Below are 25158 nucleotides of genomic sequence, written 5' to 3' on the forward strand. Positions count from 1 at the left end.
GGGATCCTCTCACCGGGCCCGGACGCGGTTCGCCCGGGCCGGGTCACTCCCAGCGGAACCAGCGGGCCGAGGCGATGCCGAAGACCAGGGCGTAGCCGGCCAGGACCGGGAGCGCGGAACCGTGCGGCCAGTGACCGGCCGTCGCATCGCCCAGGGCCCGGACGCCGGCGCCGAGCGGGGTGCAGTCGCCGATCGTGCGCAGGGTGTCCGGCATCTTGGCCCGGGGCAGCCACAGGCCGGCGAAGAACATCGACACGAAGAACAGCACCGCGCCCGCGCCGTTGGCGACCTTGGTGTCGGCGGCGACGGCGGATACGAACAGCCCGATCGCGAACAGCGCGAGGGCGGTCAGCACGACGGTGACCCCGAACGCGAACGGCGCTCGCGGCAGGTGCACGCCGAACGCGAAGCGCGCGACCAGGGTGATCACGGCGGTGGCCAGCGTGGCGACCGCGCCGTGGATCAGGATCTGCGCACCCAGCACCCGGCTCGGCGGCAGCGGCGTGGTGGACAACCGACGCAGCACACCCTTCTCCCGGTAGCCGGCCAGCGCCGGCGGCATCGCGTTCAGCGCGAGCATCGCGAAGGTGAAGGCGGTCAGGATCGGGACGTACGCCTCGACCACGCTCTGCCCGTCGAGGTCGTCGCTGTGCCCCCGGGTGCCGGGGATCGAGCCGAGCACGATGAGCAGCACCACGGGAAAGAGCAGACCCCACAGCAGGCCGACCGGTTCGCGCAGGAACAGCCGCAGCTCGGTGCGGGTGACTTGGGCCAGGAGGCCGCGTGCGGGGCGGCGGGGGGTGAGGGTGATGCGCGCGGGGGTGGTCGCGGTGGACATGCGGGCTCCCGAGTGGGGGTGGTGGTGGGGGTGGTCAGTGGTGGTCGACGGTGCGGGCGCGTGTGTCTGTGTCGCTGTATGCGCCGGCGCTGGTGCCGGTGCCGGTGCCGGTGTCGGCTTCGGTGTCGGTGAGCGCCAGATAGGCGTCGTCCAGGTCGGGGCTGTCCACGCGCAGGTTCTCGGCGATCACGCCGGCGCGGGCGAGCAGCGCCGTGACGCCGGTGAGTACGTCCGGGGCGCCGGTGATCACGACCCGGTCGTCGATCTCGGTCAGTTCCCGGACCTGGGGGAGTGCGGCCAGGTCGGCGCGCAGCTCCTGGGTGAGCGGGGTCCGGGGGCGGAAGCGCACGACCTGGTGGCGGACGACCCGTTCGATCAGCGCCTGCGGGGTGTCGAGGGCGACGATCCGGCCGCCGTCGAGCACCGCGACGCGGTCGCAGAGCCGTTCGGCCTCCTCCATGAAGTGGGTGACCAGGAGCACCGTCACCCCCGCATCGCGGATCTCCTCCACCAGCGACCAGGTGTCCCGGCGGGCCTGCGGGTCGAGTCCGGTGGTGAGTTCGTCCAGGATCACCACGCGCGGCGCGCCGATCAGCGCGAGGGCGATGGACAACCGCTGCTGGAGGCCACCGGAGAGCTTGGCGTACGGGGTGCGCAGGTGCGCGTCGAGGCCGAGCCGGGTGAGCAGCGGGCCCGGCTCGACCGGGGCGCGGTGGCAGGCGGCGTACAGCTCGATCGCCTCGGCCACCCGCAACTTGTCCGGCAGCGCGCTCTGTTGCAGCTGCACGCCGAGCACGTGTCGCACCTCGTCGCGCTGCGTCCGAGGGTCGAGCCCAAGCACGCGCGCCGTACCACCGTCGGGCCGACGCAGCCCGGTCACGCACTCGACGGTGGTGGTCTTGCCGGCTCCGTTGGGACCGACCAGGCCGAAGATCTCGCCGACGTCGACACTGAAGGAGACGTCCCGCAGGACGGACTTGCCGGGGTACGACTTGCTCAACCCCTCGACACGCACCGCTTCGACATTCGCCATGGTGGCCGACCACTCCCCGCACTCCGAGCCGACCTCGTGCCGACCCCTACGAGAATGCGACCGAGGCAGGCACCCCCGAATCCACCGACGAGCCGCACTCGGCGCAGACACCGGTGGACCCCCATCCACCGATCGGTGGATGACCGGAAGGCGGAAGGGAGCCGCCACGCTCTCGTCGCGGCAGACGCGCAGGACAATGCCGACGCGACCTGGAGCCGGGCGACCGGCGGGCGGCCCGCCCGATGCGGTGCAGGCCGGTTGCCTTGCCTTGCCGGGTGACGGCGGCGGAGGGGAGGACCCGCCGGACCGGGTTGGGATGCTTCCGGCGTGCGTTGGGCTCGTGGTTGCGGGTGGCTGGTGCGGGGCGGGTCAGAGTCGGCGATGGGCCGCCGCCGGCGTGCGGGGCTCCGAGATCTGGGGCTTCCGGCGAGACGGGCGCGTTGCTTGGCGAAACCCGGCCGGCGACGGGGGAGCGGGTGGGTGCTCGGGTCGAGTCTGCTGGCTGATCTTCCCGGGTGGGTTGGGCGTTTCCGGCGCGCGCTGCGCTCGTGGTGGCGTGGGCTGGTGCGGGGCTGGTCAGAGCCGGCGGCGGCCCGTCACCGACTCAGACCAGCCCCGCACCAGGCACCCCGCAGCCCAAGGCGCAGCGCCCGCCGGAACGCCTGGCGCACTCGGGAAGGCTACCCGGGGTACCCGGCCCGACTACCCTCCCTGCTCCCCGCTGCCGGCCGGTTTTTTGCCGAGCAACACGCGCGTCTCGTCGGGAGCTTCGGGGTTCGGAGCCCCGCACGCCGGCGGCGGCCCATCGCCGACTCTGACCCGCCCCGCACCGGCCACCCGCAGCCACTGGCGCGACGCTCGCCGGAAGCATCCTCGCCCACTCGGGAAGGCGGCCGGTGAACCGGACCCGACTGCCCTCCCGTGTCGCCCCTCCGGCCCCGCCGGCCCCTCCGCTCCCGCTACACGGTGCGCGTCAGCAGGTTGTGGATGGTTGAGGTTGGGGACTCCGGGTGCCACGTCGGGTCTTGGGCTGTCAGGGCTGCGTAGATGTGGGGCCATTGGGGCTTGGTGGTGGTCAGGATGGAATTGATTTCCGCTTCGGCTTCGTGGCCGGCCGTGTGGATTTGGGTGGGGGCCTCGAGGCGGTGGGTGGACTCGGCTATCCAGCGGAGGATCGTGGCCGCGCCTCTGGCCTTGTGGACCAGGTCCCTTCCGGTGACGTGTCCCCTCGTGACCAGGTCGTCCATGTGGGCATACCACGTGGCGTCGCCGAGGGAGGATTCGCCGGACGCGATCGAGGCGAGTGCGTGTGCGGGGTCGAGGAGGGCGGAGCGGCGGGCGGCGCCGGCGTCGACCGGGCCGAGTTCGAGGAGCCTCGCGGGGGAGTCGCGCTGGAGGACGAGGCGGCTCAGGATGTGCCGGGGGAAGGGCTCCCGTTCGTGTTCGGCCAGGATCAGGTCCCAGTCCTGGATGTACGGCAGGTCCAGTGCCTCGTCCGTGTCGGCCACCCCGGCGCAGCGGCGCAGCTTCGCGACCAACTTGTCGCCGCCCCGTTCGCGGTCGATGCGGGCGGTGAGCGTCGCGTCGGGGTCGGCATCGGTGAGGGCCTTGGCCACCAACCGGCCGGCCGTGGCGCCGAGTACGCCCTCCTCGACCAATGCCCCGATCCGGTCCGCGCCGCCGTGCCGCAGCAGGCCGCGTACGCCGATGAGCCGATCCAACAGCGCGAGCTTTCGGCCGAGTTGGCGCAGCGCGTGCTCGACCACCTCCGGGTCGGCCGCCTCCACCTTCAGGCGCAGCGCCGGCAGGAGCGAGGCGGTGGGCCGGTGGTCCATCAGCAACTGCGCGCGCAGATCCGGGTCGAGCGGGAGCAGATCGTCGGGGCCGGTCGTGGGCCGGCCCTGCGGCACTCGGGAGAGCACCACACGTCGGATCGAGGCGCCCTCGTCCTCCAGGGGTGAGCCGTACAGGTCGCGGTTGAGTTCGGGGTCGTCGAGCTGCAACAGCCGCTTCAGCAGCGCCGGACTCTCGGTGTGGGTCGCGACGATGCGCAGCGCGGCGTGGTCGTTGGCGAGGAACGGGTACTCGTCCAGCGCGCGGGACGCGTACTCCACGCGCCGCGAGTACGCCCACAGCGAGGGATAGGCGTGCGGGCCGAGTCGCGGCAGGATCGCCACCAGCGCCTCGGGCGAGGCGTGCAGCAGGAGGTCGGCGGCCGGCCACCGCCATGCGCGCCGGATCCGCCACTCGGCCTCCCGCACCACCGCGGCCTCGATCGTGTGCGGGGATTCGAGGCGCTGCCAAGCGGCCTCCCGATCCGCCTCCGCCTCCGTCTCCGCGACGGCACCGGCGCCCGTCTCCGCGACGGACCCCGACCCCACCGCCGCGTCCAGGAGTTCCGTGATCGGCCGATCCCCCTCCGTCCCCATCGCCGTGAGCGCCCGCAACCACCGGTCCGGGTCGACGCCCAGTCGGTCGGCCACCAGCGTGCCGACCGCCCGCCTGATCGGGTCCGCCACGATTCGGTGTCGCCACTTTCGGGGCAGCGGGGTCAGTGCCCGGGTCGGGAGGATGCCGAGGATGTCGGTCGGCCCGACGATGCCGTGCCGGTAGGCGCCCTCGGCGAGGTACTCGCCGCCACCGCCGCGGCCTTTTTCGAAGTACTCACGGATCCAGCGCAGGAACGCGGCCGGTGCGGCCGCGCCCGGCCAGGTGTCCCGGGACGGGTACTGCGCGGGGCGCTCGGTCGGCGTGCCCGCCACGATCGCGGCGACCCGGTCGGCCGTCGGCTTCTCCAGGCCCTTGTTCTCGCCGAGCGCGGCCAGCACCTCCGGCTCGCCCAGGTCGATCAGGTCGTTGGCGACCGACTCGTCGAACACCCGGCGGCCCAGGGCCACCCGCGGCTCGACCGACTCGCTCGCGAAGCACGCCTCGTACAGCCAGCTCGGATACTCGTAGCCGGGGGCGTCGAACGTCGACAGCGAGGCCAGCGCGGCGAGCACGGCCGGATCGTCGGGCACCGGCGCGGCCTCGGGATCACCGGTGGCGGCCCCGGCCAGCGTGCGCAGCAGGTCCACCGCGACCAGGCGCGAGGTGCGGTCCGGCTCGGTCGTCCGCTCCCGGCCCCGCCGCGCGTTCGTCGCCGGCGTCGTCGCCGGATCCGCGGTCGCCGGCACCGATGCGGTCAGCGCGGTCTCGGCCGCCTCGCGCCGGGCCCGGGCGAGCGCGGCGGCGTCGGCCCGGGCCACCTCCTCGGCGTCCGGTCGGGGGCCCGCCGCCTGCCCGGCCAGCGTGACCAGTTCGGCGAGCGAGCCGTTGAACTCCTCGACCAGACCCACCGCGATCGCCAACGCCTCGGTGTGGCCCGCGAGGTGATCCCGAGTCAGTTCGGTGAGCCGCTCCCGCATCGGGTCCACGACCAGGGTCGGGCTCATCCGGTTGATGCTCGCGATCACCGCATGCGCCGGGTAGGCGATGTCCACCAGGTGCACGGGGTCGAGCAGGCCGTTCTCGACCGCCGCGCCGGCCCAGTCCTCGTCGCGGTTGAACGCCTTGGTGCGCAGCCACTCCTGCGGCGAGATGTCGACCGCGCGTCGGTCGTACGCGCGCAGGAAGTTGACCAACTCCAGCTGCAGCGCAGCCCGATCCGCGTCGGTGGCGTCCTCGTGCCGGATCAGGTCGTCGAGTGCCTCGTACGCGAACGGCTCCGTCCGGTTGGCCGCCATCAGCAGCGGGAAGTCGTGCGCGTACGGCTCGTGGACCAGGTCGCGCACGGTGGTTCGACTGGTCCGGGTCTGGAGGCGGTTCGGCAGCGTGGCCGGATCGTCGTACGGCTCACCGCTCGCGCGCAGGTCGGCCAAGCCGTCCTCGGCCTTGAGCGCGGCCTCCACCCGCTTGCGGATCTGCGCGGCGGTGCCCTTGCCGGTCGCCGCCAGCAACGCGCGGGCGCCTTCCGGGCCGTGCCGCTCCCAGACCTGGATGTACGCGTATTGCTGGGCGATCTTGCGGCACCCGAACTCCAGGGCCCTCGCAGCCAGTTCGGGCTCCCCGCAGGCCACGAGCGGCAGCAGCGTACGGCGGTCGCCACCGGCGAGGAGTTCCCTGCGCAGGCCCGGATCCAGCGGCGAGCGGCGGGCGATGGTGCGGCGCAGCGACGGGGTCGAGCGCATGCTCATGTACGCCGCGGCGTCCACCGCCGGAACCCGCTTGTCGACCAGGCGGGCCAGTTCGCGGACGTCCAGGCCGATATTGCGGGCCAGCGCCTCCCACGCTCGCGGGTCGGTGGAGGTGATCGCCGCCTCGTGCACGCGCCGCGGCAGCGAGCCGCTGGAGAGCAGGTCGCGGACCAGCGCGTCGGGCAGCGCGGGCAGCACCTCGCGCAGGTCGTCGGGGTCGGCCGAGGTGAGCAGGTAGCGGTACGGCTTGGTCAGGCTCGGCGGCGGCCCGCCGACCGGTTCCGCCGGTGCGGTGACCGTTCCCGCCGCGATCTCGGCCAGCAATGCGGGCAGCGTCGCGCGATACCGGGGCAGCGCGGTACGCAGCGTGTGCCAGCGGTCGGCGTGCGCGCCCAGGTGACGGTGCAGCAGATCGCGCAACTCGGCGTGCTCCGGGAGTTCGAGCAGGGTGGCCACGGCGGTCCGGGCGGGGGTCACCTCGTGGATGATCCGCGCCACGTCGGCGGGCTCGGCCGAGTCGCGGGTGAGCACGGCGATCCGGGCCAGCGCAGGGTGTTTGGGCAGATCGATGGCCGCGCGCAGTACGGCCGGCGCGGGCCGGGCCACCGGGCCGACCGCCGTCGGATACGCCGTGTAGAGCGCGACGAGCAGCTCCTCCGGACACTCGGCGTCGGCGGCCAGCACCACGGCGATCGCCTCCGGCAGCGGCTCGTCCCGATGCGCCTCGGCCACCGCGGCCCAGTCGACCCCGCGCCGCCAGGTCGTCGGCCGGATCCCGGCCCGCAACTCGGCGATCAGCCCCACGGCCCCCTCGGCCTCGGCAACGGCGGCCGCCAGATCCGCTCCGGCCTCGGCCGACCCCTCCGCGCCGCCCGCCCCCTCCGCACCCGACCCCGCGAGCGCGGCGACCTCGGGCCGTACATACCGCACCGCCTCCGCCAACAGCCCCTCTCCACCGAACCGTTGCAGCGAGAGCAGCCCCCTCAGCTCCTCCGCGACCGTCAACGCCCCGGCGCACACCCGCAACGCGTGCGCGACCAACTCCGGCCGATCGGCCACCACCGCGGCGCCCAACCGGCGCGGCAGCGCGGTTTTTTCGGCCGACAACGCGAGCAGTTCCGTGTGCAACGCGGCCAACGGATGCGGCTCGTCGGGATACCGGCCCGGCGTGAGCACCACCCGACGCATCCACGCGGCCGCCTCGGGGTGCGCGTACACGATGCGATCGGTGACGGGGTCGGGCTGTTCCAGCAGCGCGCCCAGATCGGCCGCGGTCAGCGCCGACGAGTTGGCCGCGACGGCCCGGCGGACCCACGGATCGGGGTCGAGCGCGGCCAACGAGCGCAGGCGCGAGGTGAGCCCTTCGTCGGCGAGCAGGGTGGCGATCACCTCGTCGCCGAGGCGATGACGGACGCGGCCGAGGTCGCCCACCGCGGCCCCTTCGAACAAAAGTCCGACCAACAAGGCCTTGTTCGCTACCTGAACCCCAGACACCACACGCCCCCACACTCACCTGTTCTGCTACCGGCATCCACCCCATCACAACGGCCGGACATCGGGCGCGCCGACCCCGCCACACCCGGCCCCGACAGCGGCCCCGAACCGGCCCCGAGCAGTGCCCCACACCGCCCCCACCCCCGGCCCCACATCGGTCCCGACCCCGGCCGGACGTGTCGACCTGTGGTGGTTACGGGTACAACCGATCGAGTCCTCCCAAGTAATACGACCTGTCCGGATCTTGGTCGAGCACGTCGTGGGTCGCGATGCCGCACCGTGTGGGGTTCGGGGATATTCCCGAGGGCTACGGGGTACCGGGGCACGGGTCGTGGCGCGTACCGGCCGCCGGTGGGTCAGGTCCTGGTGGAGGCCCTGCCCGGCGGGTTCGCGCCCGCTCGAAAGGACGGTTCGGTGATCACCACCCTGGGTGTCGAGGAGGAGTACCTGCTCGTGGACCCCGTCAGCGGCCTACCGGCGCCGGCAGCGGAACGGGTCCGCGCCGAGGCGTGCCTGCGGCCTGGTCTCGATGTCGGCGATGTACAACCCGAGTTGCTCAAGGCGCAGTTGGAGGTGGCGACCCCCGTCTGCACCTCGCTCGACGAGATCGGCGGACACCTGCAGCGCATGCGCGGCGAACTGTCGGCGGCGGCCGAACGCAGCGGCTGCCGGATGATCGCCTGCGGGACCGCGCCCGTGGGCAACGGGAAGATGATGGAGATCAGCGAACACCCGCGCTATCTGGCGATCCGGGCGAACGCCCGGCGGTTGGCCGACGTGCAACTGATCCACGGGATGCACGTACACGTCGCCGTGCCCGATCGGGAGACCGGCGTGCAAGTGGTCAACCGGATCCGGCCCTGGTTGCCGGTGTTGGTCGCGATGGGCGCCAACTCGCCGATCTGGCAGGGCATGGACACCGGGTTCGCCAGTTGGCGAACGATCCATTACGCGCGCTGGCCGGTGGAGGGGCAACCTCCGGTGTTCGTGGACCTGGAGGAGTACGAGCGGCGGGTGGACGCGCTGCTCGCGGTGGGGGTGATGTTGGATCGGGGGCAGGTGTACTGGCAGGTGCGCTTGTCCGAGCGCTTCCCGACCATCGAGATTCGCTGCCCCGACGTGCAACTGCGGGCGGACGAGGCGGTGATGCTGGCGGGGCTGGTGCGGGCCCTGGTGGTGACCGCGCTGCAACAGCACGAAGAGAAGGCGCCGTACGCCGCGCCGGACCAGGAACTACTGCGCGCCGCCTGCTGGATGGCCGCGCGCGACGGGTTGGAAGCGGAACTGTTCGGACCGGTGGGGCCGGCGGGCGTCGCCCGGCGGATCGACGCGGGGGACCTGGTCGGCGAGCTGCTGCGGCACGTCGCCCCGGTTTTGGACGAATTCGGCGACACCGCCCAGGTGTTCGCGCTGGTGGACCGGCTGATCCTGGAGGGGACCGGGGCCGATCGCCAGCGGGCGGCGTTCGCCGCCGGGGGGCTGCAGAGCGTCATGGACCTGCTGATCTCGGACACTTCGCCGAGGTAGGAGCAGCGCCGGCGCCGGTGGTAGGGGGCTCGGTCGGGGGCTCGGTGGGTACGGCCGGGAAGAAAGGGGCTGACGGGGGGACGGCCCGGCGGGCAGGGTGGGGGTGTGTCGACTCCTCCGCACCACCCGACTCCCGCGCCTCGGACCGGACACCTGGTGGTGTGCGGCGACGACGCGCTCGCGCAACGACTCTCCTACGAACTGGCGCGCGTCTACGGGGAGCACGTGACCGTACTGCTGCCCTCGGTGCACCGCAATCACGGCCCCCAGATCGATGATCTGGCCCGGGCTGGCGGTGTGGCGGTGGTCGAGGCCGCCGAACCGGACGACGACGCGCTGCGCTCCGCGGGCGTCCCGGGCGCGGCGGCACTGGCGCTGGTGTATCGCGACGACCGGGCCAACATCCACGCGGCGTTACGGGCGCGCCGACTCGATCCGCGGATCCGCCTGGTGGTGCGGCTGTACAACCGCAAACTGGGCCGGCATCTGGAGGACCTGCTGGATCGGGCGGCGTCCCGGGCCGACGACGGATCGGCCCGGGACGTGACCACCACCGTGCTCTCCGACGCGGACACCGCCACACCCGCGCTGGTCGCGGCGGCGATCTCCGGCGCGGACAAGGTGGTTCAGGCCGACGGACTGCTGCTGCGGGTGGCCGAGCGCCCGCCCGCCGAACCCGACCCGGCGCCGTGCCTGCACACCCTCGCGCTGGCCGCCGACGGCTCCGGCGGCAGTCCCGACCTGCTGCCGGACGAGGCCGACGTGGTCGCCGCCGGGACCACCCGGGGGCGGACCGTACTGGAGGCGATCGGCCTCGCCGAGACCGCCGGCCAGCCCGTCAACCGCCCCCGGATGCCCCAGGCGCTGCCGGTGGCCACACTCTTCCCGCGCCGGCTGCGCTATGCCGTGGTCGGCCTGGTGGCGCTGCTGTTCGTGTTCGCGGGGCTGACGTGGTGGGTCACCCGGGATCCGCCGATGCGCGCCGCGTACCGTTCGATCCTGGACGTGTTCGGGATGAACGAACCCGCAATCGGGGAGAACGCCGGGCGCCAGATCCTCCAGGTCCTGTCCGCAATGGCCGGGATGGCGCTGCTGCCACTGCTGTTCGCGGTGGTGCTGGAGAGCCTGGGCACGTTCCGTACCGCGACCATCCAGCGACCGCCACCGCGCGCCATCGCCGATCACGTGGTGCTGCTGGGACTGGGCAAGATCGGTACGCGGGTGCTGGATCGGCTGTGCGACCTGGGCATCCCGGTGGTGTGCGTGGAACGAGACCCGCAGGCGCTCGGCATCGCGACCGCACACGCCCGGCGGGTACCGCTGGTGATCGGCGACGTGACCCGCGAAGGCGTCCTGGAGGCCGCGCACATCGGGACCAGCCGGGCCCTGCTCGCGCTCACCAGCGACGACGCGATCAACCTGGAGGCGGTCCTGTACGCCCGTGAGGTGGACCCCGAACTGCGGGTGGTGCTCCGGCTGTTCGACGACGACTTCGCCAAGTCCGTGAACGGGACGCTGCGCCAGTCCTATCCGCTCGCGCGCACCCGCAGCCGCAGCGTGTCGTCACTGTCCGCACCGGCGTTCGCGGGCGCGCTGATGGGGCGGCAGATCCTCGGCGCGGTCTCGGTCGAGCGCGAGGTGCTGCTGTTCGCGGCGGTCGACGTCGCGGGCCACCCGGAACTCCAGGGCCACACCGTCGCGGAATCCTTTCGGGCGGGTCGTTGGCGGGTCCTGGCCCTGGACACCACCGAGTCACCCGCGCCCGGTGCCGCCGCGTCGCCGGGCGCGGGCCGGTCGGTCGCCGTACCGCCCTCGGACCACCGGCTGCTCCCGACGGATCGCGTCGTCCTGGCCGCCACCCGCCAGGGGTTGGCCGAACTCCTGCGCGAGGACGTGAGCCGGACCGCCCGTGAGCCGAGCGGCGGCCCCGGGCCCGGGTAGACGCCACCCGGCCCCGGGCAGCGGTGGTCCTGCGCGACACCGGAACCGCGGTATCACGATCGAGGAGACGATCAAGGCGGGGCGGACGGTCCACCCGACGCCGCCTTCGGGGGATTCGGCGTCGGCCCCGATTCCGGAGGGCGTGGGGTTGAGCCTGTTTGCGCCGCACTGCCGCCGTTCGGGCTGCGGTAGGCGGGATGCCCTGCCCGGATCGTGATCGTGGCCGGGCAGGGCGTGGGCTCCGGTGTCGGTCAGGTGATCGGGACGCCGAGGTCCGAGACGACCTCCGCGCCCGGGAGTTCGGCCAGCAGCCGACCCGGGACCCACAACTTCGATCCGCGGATCCCGGATCCGACCACGACGCCCGGATGTGCGGCGACGGCGGCGTCGATCAGGACGGGCCAGCCGGAGGGCAGGCCGATCGGGGTGATGCCGCCGTACTCCATGTCGGTCGCGGCCAACACCACGTCCACCGGCGCGAACGAGGCCTTGCGGGCGTCGAGTCGGCGGCGGACCAGGCCGTTGACGTCCGCGCGGGTCGTGGCGGTGATCAGGCAGGCCGCGTAGCCGACGGTGCCGCCGCGTTTGGCCGCGATCACCACACAGTTGGCGCTGTCAGCCGGGGCCACGTCGTAGCGGTCGCAGAACGCGGCGGTGTCGGCCAGTTCCGGATCGATCGCGGCCACCTTCACCAACTCGGCGGACGCGGGCGGCCAACCGGCCAGCGCGCGGGCCACGGGCTCCGCGAGCAACTCGGGTCGGGTCAGGGCGGGATGCAGGTCGAGTGCGGTGGTCATGACCCCATCCAAACGCACCCGACGCGGCGACGCGCGCACCCCGGCCCGGTGGCGCCACCCGGCCCCGGGTGCGGCGGGCGCCACGCACCGGGTCAGCCGCGGACCCGGCGGACCATGCGGGCGTACATCGGCCGGCCCATCACGTACCAGATCATCCGGGCCGGGAGCGGGAGCCCGCCCAGCATCTGCGCCCGCTCCTGCTCCGTCGCATCCTCCAGGACGATGCCGAGCAGCAGCAGGATCTGCGGCTTGGGCGTCGACTCGACGAAGTGTTCGCCCAGGGCATGCCACTCCGCCGCGGTGAGCAGGCGCTGGGCCAGCGGCAGCAGCTCGGTCTCCTCGTCGTCCAGGTGTTCGATCAGCGCCGCGCGGTGTTCGACGAGTGCCGCGACCAGCGCGTCGCGTTCGGTGACCCCGGCCCCCGCCGCCCAGGCGCCGGCCATCTGCTCGGCGACGGCCAGCGAACCGGCGACCCGCTCGTGCTGGGCCTCCATCCGCAACACCAGCTCGGCCTCCAGGTCGACGCGGGCCAGCAGCGGCGGCCACAGCAGCTCGTCCTCGCCGGTGTGGTGGCCGTGCAGGCCGAGGCGGTACAGGTCGAAGTGCTCGGCGAGCACCTTGGCACGGGCGGTGTCGCCCGGCTCGACCGCGCCGATCAGCTCGATCAGCAGCCGCGACTCGCGCCGCAACCCGCGGTGCACGACGACCATCTCGCGGGTGTCGAAGCCGGCCTGCGCGGGGGTGATGGGCGTGGTGGTCATGGCGATGATCCCTTCGGCGACCCCCGACCCGTCGTCGTGGGGAGTGGTGCAAGCCTCGTCCCGCCGTCTTGGAACAATCCTGGAAGGCACCTGGAAGGAACATGGAGCGGCCCGGCCGGGTTGTCCCAGGACCGGTACGGGCGGTCACCGGGCGGACGTCGACGAATTCGGGTTGGGGTTGGAATGGTGTACCTGCGCGTGCTCGGCCCGTTCGAGGCCGAAGTGGCGGACGTGACCGTGCCCCTGGGCGGTCCGCGGCAGCGTGCGGTACTCGCGCTCCTGACGGTGGCGCGCGGCCGGGTCGTGTCGATCGACCGCATGGTCGAGGACCTGTGGCGCGGCGAGCCGCCCACGCAGGCGGTCACCTCGCTCCAGGCGTACGTGTCCAACCTGCGCCGACTGCTCGAACCCGGTCGGCCGCGCCGGGCGCCGGCCACGATCCTGGTCAGCGCGGCACCCGGCTACGCACTGCGACTGCCGGACGACGCGGTGGACGCGTGGCGCTTCGAACACCTGCTCCACACCGCGCGCGAGCGGGTCGAGGCCGAGCCCGCCGAGGCCCGCAAGCTGGTCGAAACGGCGCTGGCGCTGTGGCGCGGACCGGCCTTCGCCGCCGCCTCGGACGAGCCGTGGGCCGTCGCCGAGGCCGCGCGGCTGGATGAACTGCACCTGAGCGCGCGCGAATTGCACATCACCGCCGGCCTCCGCACCGGCGACCCGGCGGGCGCGGCGGTCGACGCCGAACGCCTCACCCGCGAGGCGCCGCTGCGCGAGGAGGGCTGGCGGCTGCATGCGCTGGCGCTGTGGGCGGGCCACCGCCAGGCCGACGCGCTGGCGACGCTGCGGCGAGCCCGCGCGGTGCTGGCCGACGATGTCGGCCTGGACCCGGGGCCGGCGTTGACGGAGGTCGAGGAGGCGATCCTGGGGCAACGGATGGAGGTACTGCGGGCGGCGGTGGGGTCGGGGGGTGAGGGTCTCGGTGTCGGCGCATCGGTGGAGGCCGGGGCGGCGGCTGGGACCGGGGCTGGGGCCGGGACCGGCTCCGCGTCCACTCCTCGACCCGGTCTGGGCTCCGGGGGCGGTTCCGGCATCGGCTTCGATCCCGGCGCCGAGATGCGTTCCGGCTTCGGTTCCGAGATCCGCTCCGGCTTCGGTTCCGAAATCGGTCCCGGCTCGGGTCCCGGCTCGGGCCCCGGGGAGACCTTCGTCGGGCGGGACGAGGAGTTGGCCGCGTTGCTCCGGGCGGCTCGGGAGGCCGCGGCTGGTGGGGTTCGGGCCGCGCTGGTCACCGGTGAGGCCGGACTGGGGAAGTCCGCGCTGTTGGGCCGACTCGGTGCGGAACTGGAGCGGGACGGCGGCCTCGTGGCCACCGGCCGCTGCCCCGAGGTCGACGGTGCGCCGCCCGCGTGGGCCTGGGTCGAGGCCCTGCGCGCGGTCGCCGCGATCGAGCCGCCGCCGGACGAACTCCTCGACGCGCTCGCGCCGTTGCTGGCCGACGACGCGGCCGGCGGGCCCGGTCCCGACACCTCGGCGGGGCGATTCCGGTTGCACCGCGCGGTCTGGGCCTGGCTGGCGGACGTCGCCCGACGCCGGCCGCTGACTGTCGTGCTCGACGACCTGCACCGGGCCGACGCCGAGACCTTGGCCCTGCTCGCCGCCGGCGTCCGGGCGGAGGCCGGACCGATGGGGGCGGCCGACGGAAAGCACGCGCCGGTACGGCTGTTCGTCGTCGCCGCCTATCGGCCCGACGAGGTCGACGGCAGGCTGACCGAGACGCTGGCGGATCTCGCCCGCCGGTCGCCGGTGCGGCTCGCGCTGGGTGGGCTGTCGGCGGACGCCGCCGCCCGCGTGGTGGCCTCGGTGTCGCAGACCGCCGTCGACCCCGCCACCCTCACCGCGCTGGCCGAGCGTACCGGCGGCAACCCCTTCTATCTCCGGGAGAGCGCCCGCCTGTTGGACAGCGAGGGCGCCCTCGTCGCGCTGTCGGACGTCCCCGAGGGGGTTCGCGACGTGCTGCGCCGCCGGCTGGCGCGGCTGCCCGATCCCGCCGTCGCCGTCCTGCGCCTGGCCTCGGTCGTCGGCCGTGAGGCGGACGTGGACGTCCTGGTCGACGCGGCCGAGGTGGACGAGGGCGGCGTGCTGGACGCGCTCGACGCCGGCCTGATCGCCGGCCTGCTCACCGAACCCGCCCCCGGCCGGGTCCGGTTCGTGCACGCGCTGGTCCGCGACACGATGGCCGCCGACCTCAGCGGCCTGCGCCGGACCCGGATGCACACCCGGATCGCCGCCGCCCTGGAACGCCTCGGCACCCCCGACGTGTCGGCCCTCGCCCACCACTACGGCCACGGCGTCGGCGCCGCCACCGCCGCTCGGGCCGTCGAAGTACACATCGCCGCCGCCGAGTTGGCCGAACGTCGCTTCGCCCACGACACCGCCGCCGACCTGCTCGCCCGCGCCCTGGAATGCCTGGACCGCGTCCCGGCGGCGGCCCCCGGTGATCGGGACGCCGAACGGGCCGACCTGTACGGCCGGTTGTTGCGCGCCCGGGTCCGCGCCGGCGACGTCTCGGGCGCCCGGCGCACCCGGCAACTCGCCTTCGAGGCGGCCGAGGCTGCGGGCCGGGACGATCTCGTCGTTGCCGCGTTCACCGCCTGGACCGTGCCCACCCCCTGGCAGCGCCGGCCGTACGGCGTCCTGGACGAGCCCGTCGTGGCGGCGCTGCGCCGGCTGTCGGCCCGTACCGATTCGACCCCGGAGATCCGCTGCCGGCTGTTGGAGGCATACGCGTCCGAGGTATCCGAGGAACGCATCGTCCCCGACCCGCGCGCCCTCGCCGAGGAGGCCGTGGTGCTCGCCCGCGAACTCGGCGACCCCGACCTGCGCGGCCTGACCCTGGCCACGCTGGCGGCCAATCTGGGCCGGCTACGGGAAGAGGCCGCCCGGAACGCGGCGGCGACCGAACTCAGGGACCTGGCCGACGAATACGACCTGCCCGTCTACGGCTGGTACGCCCGGTTCAACCTGGCCACGACGGCGGCCGACCGCAACGACCCCGCCACCGCGCGGCGCCTGGTCGAGGAGAGCGCGGCGATCGCCGAGGCGTACCGGATGCCCGAGGCGATCGGCGTCGGCGCCCTCGCACACGCCACCCTCGCGCACATCGCGGGGCGCCACGAGGAGGCCGAGGAGCGCTACCACCGGGCCATCGAGCCGATGATCGCCCAGGGTTCGCCGCACGCGTTCGGGTTCCGGTGGGTGGCCATGTCCACGATCCGGCTCGGCCAGGGCCGGATCGGCGAACTCGCCGCAGAGGCCCCGGAGATGCTGGCGACGTTCGGCCCGTTCGCGGCGGACCTGTGCGCGCTCGCGATGGCCGCCGCCGGCCGGATCGACGAGGCCCGCGCGATGCGGGCGCTGAACGAGCCGATCCGCCCCGACTTCTTCCACACCCCGATGTCCGTGCTCCGCGCGACGGCGGCGATCGCCCTCGGCGAACGAGAGGAGGCCGCCGCGCTCTACCCGACCCTGCTCCCGCTGGCCGAAGCACCCCCGGCCTGCGCGGGCCTGTCCATCGCGATCCGCCCCCCGGCCCTGACCCTGGGCGAGCTGGCCCGCTTCCTCGGCCGAGAACAGGAAGCAACCGAACACTTCACCCGCGCCGTCGCCATCGCCGACATCTGGGGAGCCAACGACTGGGCCGCCCAGGCACGTTCGGCCCTGCGCCGGCCGGAAGGAGGGCCGCCGATCGGCTGAAGCGTCGCCCCGGCTGCCGGCAGAATCCGAAGTCCTGTCGACGGGGGGACGAGGGTGTCGGAATCGGAAGAACCGCGCGCGGAGGACGAGCAGCCGGCGCTCGCCGACTCGGCGACGCGGGTGGCTTTGGAGCGGCGACGGCGTCGGCAACTCCGCCGCGACGCGGCGGGGTTGTTCGGCGCGGCGGTGATCGTGGCGGTGACCGTCGTCTTTCACGACTCGTTCGGCCTGCTCTTTGCTCTGGTCGGGATTCCGGTGTACCTCGGCCTCTTGCTGTCCCGGCGGCACGCCTCGGTCCGGGCCGTGAAGCGGATACTGCGCGAATACCCGTGGCGCCGCTACGGCTACCGCCTGGAGCGGCAGGGCGAGGGCGTGCGCGCGACGCTTCGGCTCGTGCTGGTCGATCCGGTGACCCGACGCGCGATCGGCTCGTATGTCGGGGCCGCGCGGTACCTGGTCGACGCGACCGGCAACCCCGTGAGCGAACTGGTGCTGTTCGCGGGCAATCCCGTCTACGGCGGCGTCCTGCGGCTGCCCGACGGCGGGGAGTTCAACGTGTTCAAGCGGGTCAAGATCCCCCGCCACACCGACTCCGAGGAGGAGGCGGCCAGGGCCCGCCGCGCCCGCATCGCCCGCGGCTGACCCGGCCGCGGTCCCACCGGCGCCGCGTCAGGCGGACGCACCCGACAGCGCGCTCGCGATGCGGGCGCGGCCCGGGCCGGTGACGGCTGCCAGGCCCGCCGGGCGGCCCGTGCTCAGCAGGAGAAGCTCGGAGACCGGGCCGCGGACCTCGTCCGGCCCGGTACCCGCCGACCAGTCCGCGTCGGTGGCCACCAGGCGGGTGCCCCGACACCGCTTCCGGGCGCCGTAGAACGGACTGGCCAACACATGGCCGACGGCCGCGACCGCCTGTTCCGTGGGCATCTCGCGGCTTCGACCCAGCGGCCGGGCCACGTCCTGTCCGTGCACCAGCGCGTCGACGAGCGGGTCGAGCGGGGACGTCAAGGGCGCACGACGCGGTGAGCCGGCCGTCTCGCGGAGTCGGGCGATCAACTCCGCCGGCGTGAACCTGACGGCCAGCGCCCGGGCCTCCTGCGACGTCATCCGGTCGAAGTCGCCCCGGGCCCGGATCGCGCCTCGGATCATGCTCATCACCGTCGTACGCGTCGACGTGGTCAGATGCGCGGCCAACTCGTGCATCGTCCAATCGGAGCAGAGCGAGGGCACGCTCCAGTCGTCCGGCCCGAGGTCGTCGAGGAGGTCGGCGAGGCCGAGCCGCTCGTCCCGTACCCACGCAAGAATCCTGTCGCGATCCATGTCCGGCTCTCCTCGGGTCGTGTCGTCTCGTTCGGCGCGTACATCAACACGACGAACGCGCGACACCCGGATCGACAGCCCGCGAAAGATTCTTTTCCGATGCCCGATGCCCGATGCCCGATGCCCGATGCCCGATGCCCGATGCCCGATGCCCGACCCGCCGTCAGTCCTTCGTCGGCCGAGGGCCCGAGCGGATCTCCACGATCGGTAGCCGCAGGGCCGCCGGGGCGTCCGCCGGGACCGTCGGGGACACCGGTGCGGTGTACGGGACTTGTCGGTAGGGCTCGCCCAACGCCGGGCGTTGGTCGGGCTCGCCGCGGTTGGGCCACATGGCCGTCGCGCGTTCGGCCTGGGCGGTGATGGTCAGTGACGGGTTCACGCCGAGGTTGGCGCTGACCGCGGAGCCGTCGAGGACGTGCAGGCCCGGGTGGCCGTAGATGCGCTGGTACGGGTCCACCACACCCGTGGCCGGCGAGTCGCCGATGACGCAACCACCCAGGATGTGCGCGGTCATCGGGACGTTGGCCAGGTCGCCCCACGAGCCGCCGGCCATGCCGCCGAGCCGGGTCGCGATACGGCGGACCGCCTCGTGACCGGCCGGGATCCAGTTCGGGTTGGGCTCGCCGTGGCCCTGGCGCGTGGTGATCCGGGTGCGGCCGAACAGGCCCCGCTTCCGGTACACCGTCAGCGAGTTGTCCCGGGACTGCATGACCAGGGCGATCACCGCGCGTTCGGACCACTTGCGCACGCTCAGGAACCTCAGCTTGGCCGGGTCCCGCAACACCGTGCCGAGCAACTGCCGTACCCGGGGCCGGTCCCCGTCGGTCAGGAACGTCTGCAACAGCCCCATCGCGTTCGAGCCCTTGCCGTAGCGGACCGGTTCGATGTGGGTGTCCGCGTCCGGGTGCCACGAGGACGTGATGGCCACCCCGCGCGTCGCGTCGATCACCCCGGTCGTCGGCGCGACCGCGCCCACCAGGGCCTCGGAGTTGGTTCGGGTCAACCGGCCGAGCGTCGGGGACAGGCGCGGGAGCGTACCGTCCGCCGCCATCCGGTGCAGCAGCCGCTGGGTGCCGAGCGTGCCGGCGGCGAACACGACCTGTTCGGCGGTCCAGGTACGCGGCGCGCGGGCGGTCGTCGGCGGCCCACTGCGCATCGTCTCCACCGCGTAGCCGCCGGGCGCTCCGTCCGGACCGGCGGCCAGCGGGCGCACCCGGCGCACGGTGCGCTCCGCGTGTACCTCCGCGCCCGCCCGCTCGGCCAGGTGGAGGTAGTTCTTGAGCAGCGTGTTCTTCGCCCCGACCCGGCACCCCGTCATGCACGAACCGCACTCGGTGCAGGTGGTCCGGCTCGGGCCCGCCCCGCCGAAGTACGGGTCCGGCACCTCCTCGCCGGGCCGCTGCCCCTCCTCGGGGAACAGCACGCCGACCGGCGCGAGATGGAACGAGTCGCCCACGCCCATGTCCTCGGCGACGGCCTTCATGTGCTCGTCGGCGGGTGTCATGTGCGGGTTGCGCACCACGCCGAGCATACGTTCGGCCTGGGCGTAGAACGGCGCGAGTTCGGCGCGCCAGTCGGTGATGTGGCCCCACTGCGGATCGTCGAAGAACGGCTGGGGCGGCTGGTACAGGGTGTTCGCGTAGTTCAGCGAGCCACCGCCCACACCCGCCCCGGCCAGCACCACCACGTCCTTGAGCACATGGATGCGCTGGATGCCGGTCAGCCCGATCGCCGGCGCCCACAGGAAGTCGCGGGCCTGCCACGACGTCTTGGGGAAGTCCGCGTCGGCGAACCGTCGGCCGGCTTCGAGTACGCCGACCCGGTAGCCCTTCTCGGTCAGCCGCAGCGCCGCGACCGAGCCGCCGAATCCGGAGCCGATGACCAGAACGTCGTAGTCGAACACGAGGGGACCCTTCGCCGGGCGGGCAGTAGGCATGCCGTGAAATCTCGCGATCCCGGCGATCCTACTCCCCGGTAACCCGGCGAAGGCAGCCCCTCGACGAGCCGACTCGTGTGTCGACCCGAGTGTCCGGTCGGGTGACGACCCGTGTGTCGAGCCGTGCCCGACGCGGTTTCGGGGGCGGGTCGAGTCAGCCGCTCTTGCGCCGGAACGAGCGCTGTTGTGCCGCAGGCCCGTGCGCACCGTGGATCTTCGAACCGTCGCCACCGGGGTTCTCACCGGCGCCGTCGGTCTTGGTGCCGCGCTTGCGGGCCAGTGCCTCGCGGAACTTGCGCTTGGTCTCGTCCTCGGCGCTCTCGGGCTCGGCGACCTCGCCGGCCTCGGGGGCCGTCTCCTCGGGTGTCTCGTTCGCGGGTGTCTCGTCAGCCATGGTGCGTTCCTGCTCTCGAACTGGATGCGATCCGTGAGGACCACCCTTCCATGTCGGGGCCCGCGATGGCACGCCCGGTTGCGGTAACGGCCACAACGGCGGTCGGTTCGGACCGTGTCGGACCGGTTCAGCCCACCTGGGTGACCTGCGCCGTTCGGATGACCAGGGTGTCGATGAACGTGTCCAGTTCCGGCCACTCGAAGACCGGCGCGGTCATCCGCAGCAGCACCGCGCCGTGCATCGCGGCCCAGACCGCCAGCGCGTCCTGGAACGGGTCGGTGCCGGCGGCCTGGCCGGCCGCCTGGGTCCGGGCGATCGCGTCGATGAGGGTCTGGAAGACGTCCATGCGGCTGGGCAGCCTGGGCAGCGGCGGGGGTGCGACCGGCGCCTCGGGCGGGTTCGGCGCGTCCGACGTCTCCGACCCCCCCGATGCCTCCGACCCCGGGCGCATCCGGTGGAACAGCGCCCGATAGCGGCCGGGGCGCTCCATCGCGAACCGCGCGTAGGCGCGGCAGCCCGCGAGCAGCGAGCGGGCCTGCGTGTCCTCGGCCTCCGAGGCGGCCAGGATGGCGGCGCGCAGGTCGTCGAAGTAGCCGTTGAGGACCGTGTCGAGGATGTCGTCCAGATCGGCGAAGTGCGCGTAGATCGACGGCGCGGTGATCGCGGCCTCCCGGGCGATCCGGCGCAGCGTCACGTCGCCGGAGTGGCCGTCGCGCTCGATCAGCTCGGTCGCGGCGGCGAGGATGTCCTCGCGGAGCAGCGCCCCTTGGCCGCGGCGATTGCGTCGGCGATTCGGCCCGTGGTCGTCGTCCATGGCGCTCAGCGTACGAGGCGTGGGAGCGGCGTTGTTCGGCATGGGGCCTTCTCGGGGGTTGTCGACGGCGCATGGCATGACGTCCGCCACCCGGCGGCCGGCGGGGGCCGGTCGTCGGGTGGCGGACTGAGGCTTCATCAGACGGTTTGTACCGCTTGGGCGTTGATCGGTTCGGCGGGGGCGTCGACCGATTCGGCGGGCTTGCCGGCGGGGGTGGTGGCCCGTGTGGCCCGGCGGGGGAGGCCGAAGCCGACCAGCAGGACACCGAGCGCGGCGACCGCGGCGGCGACGAGCGCGCCGTTGTTCATCGCGGTGGTGAAGGCGTGGTCGGCGGCGGAGGTGAGTCGGCCGGCCGCGTCCGGGGACAGGTGCCCGGCCACCACGTGGGCGCTGGGCAGGTCGTGCCCGGCGATGGCGGCGGGGCCGGTCAGGTGTTGGTCACCCATCTCGCTCCGGTAGTGCGAGGAGACCAGCGTGCCGACCACGGCGATGCCCAGTACGCCGCCGAGTTCGCGGACCACGCTGTTGAGCGCGCCGGCCATCGCCGAGAAGCGCGCCGGTACGGACGCGGTGATCTCCATGCTCGCGGGCGCCATCATCATCCCCATCCCGGCGCCCACCAGCATCATTTCGCCGGCGAGGGCGACGAACGGGGTGTCGGTGGCGGTGGTCAGGCCCATCACGCCCAGACCGAGCGCGATCGCGCCGAGCCCGGTGGTGAGGGTGCCCCGAATGCCCAGTCGGGCGGTGACGATCGGCGACAGTCCGGACATCGCCGCCATCGCCGCGGCGAACGGCATCGCGCCGAGCCCGGCCTTCAGCGTGCTGTAGCCGTGGACGAGTTGGAAGTACTGGGAGAGTACGAACAGCGTGCCGAACAGGGCGAAGAAGGTGATCGCCAGCGTGCCGGCGGCGAGCACGAAGCCGCGGTTGGCGAACAGCCGTACCTGCACCATGGGTTCGTCCCGACGCAGTTCCCAGACGACGAACGCGGCGGCGACCACGACGAAGACGACCAGTTCGACGAGGGTGACGGCGTCGGTCCAGCCGCGTTCGGGCGCCTCGATGATCGCGTCGACCAGGATGCCGAGGCCGATCACGGACAACACGGCGGCGGGCAGGTCGAGTCGGGCGGTGCCCTGGCGCGGGATGGTCGGGACGATCCGCAGGACGCCGACGAGCGCGGCGAGCACCAGCGGGACGTTGATCCAGAACGCGCTGGACCAGGAGAAGTGCATCAGCAGCGCGCCGCCGGTAACCGGGCCGATCAGCACCCCCACGCCGGCCGAGGCCGACCAGACGGCGAACGCCTTGGCGCGCTCGACGGGCGGGAACATCCGGATGATGATCGCGAGCGTCGCGGGCATCACGAAGGCCGCGCCCAGGCCCATCACCGCGCGCCAGGCGATCAGTTCGCCGGCGGTCGTGGACACCGCGGCGACGGCCGAGCCGCCGCCGAACAGGGCCAGGCCGCCGAGGAGGGCGCGGCGGGCGCCGAACCGGGCGCCGAGGCTGCCGGCCAGGAGCAGCAGGGCGGCGAAGACGAGGGTGTAGGCGTCGGTGATCCACTGGAGGTCGGCGGTCGACGCGTCCAGGCCCTTGGCGAGGGACGGCAGCGCGGTGTTGAGCACCGAGTTGTCCAGCGTCACCGCGACGAGGGTCGAGCACAACACGAGCAGTGCGGCCCACCGACGGGGATGCCCCGCGGTATCGGGAACGTCGGTCGGTGTCGGTGATGCGGTGGTTCGGGTCGATGCGGTGCCGCTCACGAGCTACCCCCATTGATTAACGCCTGTTTCCTTACGGCTGTAAATCTAGAGCTTCGACATACAGCTGTAAAGCCAAGGGGTGGCAAAGTCGATCGACGGGCGCGGGCTCTTCTGTAGCGATCGCTAATAAACCTGCGCTACGGTGCTGCCCGGCAGAATCTGTAGCGATCACTAAAGATGTGCCGCGGAAAGAGACGTACGAAGCGGCACACACGAGAGGAAGGGGCGCCATCATGCGCACGCTCACCCACACGCTCACCGGCAAGACCGCACTCGTCACCGGGGCGAGCCGGGGGATCGGCCGCGCCGTCGCGGAGCGGCTGGCCGCCGACGGGGCGCTGGTCGCGGTGCACTACGGCCGCGACGAGCCGGCCGCCAAGGATGTGGTCGCGACGATCGAGGCGGCCGGCGGCCGGGCCTTCGCGCTACGGGCCGAACTGGGCGTACCGGGCGACGTGGACACCGTCGTCGACGGGCTGCGGGCCGGCTGGACCGAGTTCGGGGTGGACGGCCTGGACGTCCTGGTGCACAACGCAGGCATCGGCTCGACCGGGCCGATCGAGGCGGAGACCGAGGCCGGCTACGACCGGGTGTTCGCGGTCAACACCCGGGCCCCGTTCTTCCTGACCCAGCGGATGCTGCCGCTGCTGCGCGACGGCGGCCGGATCGTGACCGTCACCTCCGGGGCGACCCGGATCGCGTTCCCCGAGTCGATCGCGTACGCCATGAGCAAGGGCGCCCTCGACACGTTCACCCTGGCCCTGGCCAAACACCTGGGCCCGCGCGGGATCACCGTCAACAACGTCGCCCCCGGCATCGTCGACACCGACGTCAACGCGTCCTGGCTGCGCGGTAACCCACAGGCGCAGGCGCAGGCGGCGAGCCGCGCGGCGCTGGGCCGGGTCGGCCGCCCGGACGACATCGCCGACGCGGTGGCCTTCCTGGCCTCCGACGCCGCCCGGTGGGTGACGGGTACGACGCTGGACGCCACGGGCGGGTCGGAGCTGTAGCGGCGCGGCGGGTGCGGGCCGAACGGGGTGGTGTCCGGCCCCCGGTATGCCCGGCGACTGCCGCCCGGGGCCGCCGACTTCGGAGCCGCGATCGCCGCGCTACAGGTCCCGCGTCACGCCCAGCGGAGCACAGTGCAGGCTGCCGTGCGCGGCGGGGGCGGCGATCCAGGTGTCGGCGCTGACGAAGTCCCGCCCGCGCTGGTGTGCTTCGCGGGCCGGGGTCGGGTCGGCCCAGGTCACCGCGAGCGGGTTGTGCTCGACGTCCCACTTGGCCCCGCCGAGCGCGCGGTCGTCGGAGGAGGTCGCCTCGACATGGGTGAGCAGGCCGGCCTCCGTGGCCAGCACGCCCGCGTGCCACAGCGTCACGCCCGCGTCGGTATGCACGATCGCGGGCGGCGTGCGCAGGGTGAGCCCGGTGCCGTCGTGGCGTTCCGAGTCGAAGCGCAGCACCAGTCGGCGCGGGATGGTCGGCAACACCACGTCCAACACGAGGTCGCCGTCCGGGACGTGGCCGAACAGGCACGAGGTGAACCGGATCGGCCCGGCGGACAGGGTCGTGGCCAGCGCCGAGTGGGCGAAGCGGTCGCCCGACCGGGTCACCGACACCCCGTATCGGCCGAACACCTGCGGCGCGGGCGGGCGCGGGCCGGTCGGGCGGGCCAGGGCCTCCATGCCGATGGTCGTATACAGGCCGGCCGGCGTACGCAGGATCCCGCCGTGGAAGACCCGGACCTCGTCGTGCGCGAGCAGGATCTCGGGCGGCCTGACCAGCTCGATGGCCACCGGGGCAGTGCTGTCGCTCATGTGGGCGACCCTATCGCCGGGGCATCGCGAGGCCCGGCGCCCCGCCGGCGGGCCCGATACCCCGTGTCCCGCCTCGGCGATCCGTTCGGGATTCCCCCGCTCGGCCCAATCGGGAGTTGCGGGGCGCTGTGCGCGAAGCGCGCCCCGCGGGTGCCGGCGGGCGGGTACCGCGTGACCTGCGGGAGCGGCGCCGATGTGGCATTTCGGTCCGGTTCGGCGGGCGCATGGGGGATTCGAGCCGCCATATCGTGGGGACACTTTCCGGTTACGGCTTCGCCTATACCGCCCCGGAACGCCCCACGCGTCACCCGACAGGCGCATACTGAGGGAGATGACGACCTCAGCCGTGACCCGGCGCATTCTGCCCACCAGTCCCTTCAATGTCCCGGTCGCTCCGATCATCGAGGATTTCGAACTCGGTGCCCGAGTGACGCACGATCAGTACGGACTCGGTCGGATCGTCGGTGTCGAAGAGGACATCGCGGTCACTGTCGACTTCGGATCGCGCCAGGAACGCATCTGCCGTCCCTACGCGAAGCTGAGCAATCTCTGAACCACGCGACACCGTTGCGCACGTCCCGACACCACGCGGTCGGTACGAGGAGGCGCCCCCGGGCAACCGGGTCGGCGCCTCCTTTGCGTCGTGGGGCGCGGCTTGTTTCGGATCCTGCCATGCGCCAAGACATCAGGTTGTCAGACAAGTTGTGATACCGTCCCGGACATGAAGCTGCGCGTGGTCCTTCTTCTCGGCCGCCGCGGCGGGGCCTGATCCGACCGGCACCCCGCCGCGGGGTT

The 25158-nt window shown here is 73.2% G+C and carries 17 protein-coding genes; 6 read left to right on the top strand and 11 right to left on the bottom strand.

Translation table 11 applies throughout. The features are described from left to right. Nucleotides 1-43: 43 nt before the first annotated feature. The 3 genes from ACH4XV_RS02240 to ACH4XV_RS02250 form a co-directional block, all read right to left on the bottom strand. Nucleotides 44-838 (bottom strand): ABC transporter permease, encoded by a 795-nt coding sequence (locus tag ACH4XV_RS02240; protein ID WP_395786279.1) that lies wholly within the window; start codon nucleotides 836-838, stop codon nucleotides 44-46. Nucleotides 839-872: 34 nt separating this feature from the next. Then, nucleotides 873-1871 carry an ABC transporter ATP-binding protein gene (locus ACH4XV_RS02245; protein ID WP_395786281.1) on the bottom strand — a complete coding sequence of 333 codons (999 nt, stop codon included), beginning with the start codon at nucleotides 1869-1871 and terminating at the stop codon, nucleotides 873-875. A gap of 959 nt (nucleotides 1872-2830) precedes the next feature. Next, nucleotides 2831-7477: a hypothetical protein gene (locus ACH4XV_RS02250; protein WP_395786283.1), complete on the bottom strand. Its 4647-nt coding sequence runs from the start codon at nucleotides 7475-7477 to the stop codon at nucleotides 2831-2833. 480 nt (nucleotides 7478-7957) lie between these two features. Between ACH4XV_RS02250 and ACH4XV_RS02255 the strand changes: the two genes are divergently transcribed. After that, nucleotides 7958-9067 (top strand): glutamate--cysteine ligase, encoded by a 1110-nt coding sequence (locus ACH4XV_RS02255; protein WP_395787039.1) that lies wholly within the window; start codon nucleotides 7958-7960, stop codon nucleotides 9065-9067. A 105-nt stretch (nucleotides 9068-9172) separates the two neighbouring features. After that, on the top strand, nucleotides 9173-11008 hold the full coding sequence (locus ACH4XV_RS02260) for an NAD-binding protein (protein ID WP_395786285.1): 1836 nt from the start codon (nucleotides 9173-9175) through the stop codon (nucleotides 11006-11008). A gap of 251 nt (nucleotides 11009-11259) precedes the next feature. Here the strand turns inward: ACH4XV_RS02260 and ACH4XV_RS02265 are convergent, their stop codons facing one another. Continuing rightward, the gene (locus tag ACH4XV_RS02265) at nucleotides 11260-11805 is read right to left on the bottom strand and encodes a YbaK/EbsC family protein (RefSeq protein WP_395786287.1); all 546 of its coding nucleotides are present in this window, start codon (nucleotides 11803-11805) and stop codon (nucleotides 11260-11262) included. 92 nt (nucleotides 11806-11897) lie between these two features. Further along, complete coding sequence (locus ACH4XV_RS02270; RefSeq protein ID WP_395786289.1) at nucleotides 11898-12566, bottom strand: hemerythrin domain-containing protein; 669 nt, start codon at nucleotides 12564-12566, stop codon at nucleotides 11898-11900. A gap of 183 nt (nucleotides 12567-12749) precedes the next feature. Between ACH4XV_RS02270 and ACH4XV_RS02275 the strand changes: the two genes are divergently transcribed. Continuing rightward, nucleotides 12750-16319, top strand: coding sequence for a BTAD domain-containing putative transcriptional regulator (locus ACH4XV_RS02275; RefSeq protein ID WP_395786291.1), 3570 nt, complete (start codon nucleotides 12750-12752; stop codon nucleotides 16317-16319). 54 nt (nucleotides 16320-16373) lie between these two features. Continuing rightward, complete coding sequence (locus ACH4XV_RS02280; protein ID WP_395786293.1) at nucleotides 16374-16961, top strand: hypothetical protein; 588 nt, start codon at nucleotides 16374-16376, stop codon at nucleotides 16959-16961. A gap of 27 nt (nucleotides 16962-16988) precedes the next feature. On the opposite strand, the gene ACH4XV_RS02285 is transcribed toward ACH4XV_RS02280, so the two are convergent. The 5 genes from ACH4XV_RS02285 to ACH4XV_RS02305 all read right to left on the bottom strand — a co-directional run bounded on the left by ACH4XV_RS02285 (nucleotide 16989) and on the right by ACH4XV_RS02305 (nucleotide 22549). Continuing rightward, the gene (locus ACH4XV_RS02285) at nucleotides 16989-17636 is read right to left on the bottom strand and encodes a maleylpyruvate isomerase family mycothiol-dependent enzyme (protein ID WP_395786295.1); all 648 of its coding nucleotides are present in this window, start codon (nucleotides 17634-17636) and stop codon (nucleotides 16989-16991) included. Between the two features lie 163 nt (nucleotides 17637-17799). Continuing rightward, entirely contained in the window at nucleotides 17800-19572 is a 1773-nt protein-coding gene (locus ACH4XV_RS02290; RefSeq protein ID WP_395786297.1) for an FAD-dependent oxidoreductase, read from the bottom strand. A gap of 154 nt (nucleotides 19573-19726) precedes the next feature. Further along, nucleotides 19727-19966, bottom strand: a complete 240-nt coding sequence (locus ACH4XV_RS02295) for a DUF5302 domain-containing protein (protein WP_395786299.1) — start codon at nucleotides 19964-19966, stop codon at nucleotides 19727-19729. 127 nt (nucleotides 19967-20093) lie between these two features. Further along, the gene (locus tag ACH4XV_RS02300; RefSeq protein ID WP_395786301.1) at nucleotides 20094-20780 is read right to left on the bottom strand and encodes a TetR/AcrR family transcriptional regulator; all 687 of its coding nucleotides are present in this window, start codon (nucleotides 20778-20780) and stop codon (nucleotides 20094-20096) included. Between the two features lie 137 nt (nucleotides 20781-20917). Further along, nucleotides 20918-22549, bottom strand: coding sequence for an MFS transporter (locus ACH4XV_RS02305; protein ID WP_395786303.1), 1632 nt, complete (start codon nucleotides 22547-22549; stop codon nucleotides 20918-20920). Between the two features lie 233 nt (nucleotides 22550-22782). On the opposite strand from ACH4XV_RS02305, the gene ACH4XV_RS02310 reads away from it, so the two are divergent. Further along, nucleotides 22783-23559, top strand: coding sequence for an SDR family NAD(P)-dependent oxidoreductase (locus tag ACH4XV_RS02310; RefSeq protein ID WP_395786305.1), 777 nt, complete (start codon nucleotides 22783-22785; stop codon nucleotides 23557-23559). 99 nt (nucleotides 23560-23658) lie between these two features. Here ACH4XV_RS02310 and ACH4XV_RS02315 read toward each other — a convergent pair whose 3' ends face one another. Further along, nucleotides 23659-24363: a hypothetical protein gene (locus tag ACH4XV_RS02315; RefSeq protein ID WP_395786307.1), complete on the bottom strand. Its 705-nt coding sequence runs from the start codon at nucleotides 24361-24363 to the stop codon at nucleotides 23659-23661. Between the two features lie 331 nt (nucleotides 24364-24694). On the opposite strand from ACH4XV_RS02315, the gene ACH4XV_RS02320 reads away from it, so the two are divergent. Continuing rightward, nucleotides 24695-24916 (top strand): hypothetical protein, encoded by a 222-nt coding sequence (locus tag ACH4XV_RS02320; RefSeq protein WP_026218929.1) that lies wholly within the window; start codon nucleotides 24695-24697, stop codon nucleotides 24914-24916. Nucleotides 24917-25158: the final 242 nt, after the last annotated feature.

This window comes from Embleya sp. NPDC020630 (assembly GCF_044334985.1).
GTDB lineage: Bacteria > Actinomycetota > Actinomycetes > Streptomycetales > Streptomycetaceae > Embleya.